Source organism: Vibrio sp. 03-59-1 (assembly GCF_013114135.1).
In the GTDB taxonomy this organism is placed as follows: domain Bacteria; phylum Pseudomonadota; class Gammaproteobacteria; order Enterobacterales; family Vibrionaceae; genus Vibrio; species Vibrio cortegadensis.
Map to the genome: position 1 here is coordinate 1 of NZ_VTYA01000046.1, position 2707 is coordinate 2707.

Sequence of the window (2707 nt, forward strand, 5' to 3'; positions counted from 1 at the left end):
AAGACCCTTTCGGGTTGTATGGTTAAGTGACTAAGCGTACACGGTGGATGCCTTGGCAGTCAGAGGCGATGAAGGACGTATTAACTTGCGATAAGCCCAGATTAGACAGTAAAAGTCTTTTGAGTCTGGGATTTCCGAATGGGGAAACCCACTAGCATAAGCTAGTATCGTTACGTGAATACATAGCGTAACGAGGCGAACTCGGGGAACTGAAACATCTAAGTACCCGAAGGAAGAGAAATCAACCGAGATTCCGAAAGTAGCGGCGAGCGAAATTGGATTAGCCCTTAAGCTTTTAATGATGCAGGTGAAGACTCTGGAAAGTGTCGCAGCAAAGGGTGATAGCCCCGTAACCGACGCATCATAATCAGTGAAATCGAGTAGGGCGGGACACGTGATATCCTGTCTGAATATGGGGGGACCATCCTCCAAGGCTAAATACTACTGACTGACCGATAGTGAACCAGTACCGTGAGGGAAAGGCGAAAAGAACCCCTGTGAGGGGAGTGAAATAGAACCTGAAACCGTGTACGTACAAGCAGTAGGAGCACCCTCGTGGTGTGACTGCGTACCTTTTGTATAATGGGTCAGCGACTTATATTCAGTGGCAAGGTTAACCGTTTAGGGGAGCCGTAGGGAAACCGAGTCTTAACTGGGCGACACAGTCTCTGGATATAGACCCGAAACCGAGTGATCTAGCCATGGGCAGGTTGAAGGTTGAGTAACATCAACTGGAGGACCGAACCGACTAATGTTGAAAAATTAGCGGATGACTTGTGGCTAGGGGTGAAAGGCCAATCAAACTCGGAGATAGCTGGTTCTCCCCGAAATCTATTTAGGTAGAGCCTCGGACGAATACTACTGGGGGTAGAGCACTGTTAAGGCTAGGGGGTCATCCCGACTTACCAACCCTTTGCAAACTCCGAATACCAGTAAGTACTATCCGGGAGACACACGGCGGGTGCTAACGTCCGTCGTGAAGAGGGAAACAACCCAGACCGCCAGCTAAGGTCCCAAATTATTACTAAGTGGGAAACGATGTGGGAAGGCTCAGACAGCCAGGATGTTGGCTTAGAAGCAGCCATCATTTAAAGAAAGCGTAATAGCTCACTGGTCGAGTCGGCCTGCGCGGAAGATGTAACGGGGCTAAGTAATAAACCGAAGCTGCGGCTGCACACTTAGGTGTGTGGGGTAGGGGAGCGTTCTGTAAGCGGTTGAAGGTGGTTCGTAAGGGCTGCTGGACGTATCAGAAGTGCGAATGCTGACATGAGTAACGATAATGGGAGTGAAAAACTCCCACGCCGGAAGACCAAGGGTTCCTGTCCAACGTTAATCGGGGCAGGGTAAGTCGACCCCTAAGGCGAGGCTGAAAAGCGTAGTCGATGGGAAACGGGTTAATATTCCCGTACTTCTTATAATTGCGATGGGGGGACGGAGAAGGCTAGGTGGGCCTGGCGACGGTTGTCCAGGTTCAAGTGCGTAGGCTAAGAGTTTAGGTAAATCCGGACTCTTGTTAGGCTGAGACACGATGTCGAGCACCTACGGGTGTGAAGTCATTGATGCCATACTTCCAGGAAAAGCCTCTAAGCTTCAGATTATAAGAAATCGTACCCCAAACCGACACAGGTGGTCGGGTAGAGAATACCAAGGCGCTTGAGAGAACTCGGGTGAAGGAACTAGGCAAAATGGTACCGTAACTTCGGGAGAAGGTACGCTCTTGGCGGTGAAGTCCCTTGCGGATGGAGCTACTAGGAGTCGCAGATACCAGGTGGCTGCAACTGTTTATTAAAAACACAGCACTGTGCAAAATCGTAAGATGACGTATACGGTGTGACGCCTGCCCGGTGCCGGAAGGTTAATTGATGGGGTTAGACTTCGGTCGAAGCTCTTGATCGAAGCCCCGGTAAACGGCGGCCGTAACTATAACGGTCCTAAGGTAGCGAAATTCCTTGTCGGGTAAGTTCCGACCTGCACGAATGGCGTAATGATGGCCACGCTGTCTCCACCCGAGACTCAGTGAAATTGAAATCGCTGTGAAGATGCAGTGTACCCGCGGCTAGACGGAAAGACCCCGTGAACCTTTACTACAGCTTGGCACTGAACATTGACCCTACATGTGTAGGATAGGTGGGAGACTTTGAAACCGCGTCGCCAGATGCGGTGGAGTCAACCTTGAAATACCACCCTTGTATGCTTGATGTTCTAACGTAGGTCCCTTATCGGGATTGCGGACAGTGCCTGGTGGGTAGTTTGACTGGGGCGGTCTCCTCCCAAAGAGTAACGGAGGAGCACGAAGGTGGGCTAAACACGGTTGGACATCGTGTGGTTAGTGCAATGGCATAAGCCCGCTTGACTGCGAGAATGACAATTCGAGCAGGTACGAAAGTAGGTCATAGTGATCCGGTGGTTCTGAATGGAAGGGCCATCGCTCAACGGATAAAAGGTACTCCGGGGATAACAGGCTGATACCGCCCAAGAGTTCATATCGACGGCGGTGTTTGGCACCTCGATGTCGGCTCATCACATCCTGGGGCTGAAGTCGGTCCCAAGGGTATGGCTGTTCGCCATTTAAAGTGGTACGCGAGCTGGGTTTAGAACGTCGTGAGACAGTTCGGTCCCTATCTGCCGTGGGCGTTGGAAGATTGAAGGGGGCTGCTCCTAGTACGAGAGGACCGGAGTGGACGAACCTCTGGTGTTCGGGTTGTCA

Annotated in this window: 1 rRNA gene; it reads left to right on the top strand. The window is 51.3% G+C overall.

Annotated features, from left to right (window positions below):
* Positions 1-20: 20 nt before the first annotated feature.
* A 23S ribosomal RNA gene (locus tag F0249_RS19660) occupies positions 21-2707 on the top strand; the annotation flags it as partial.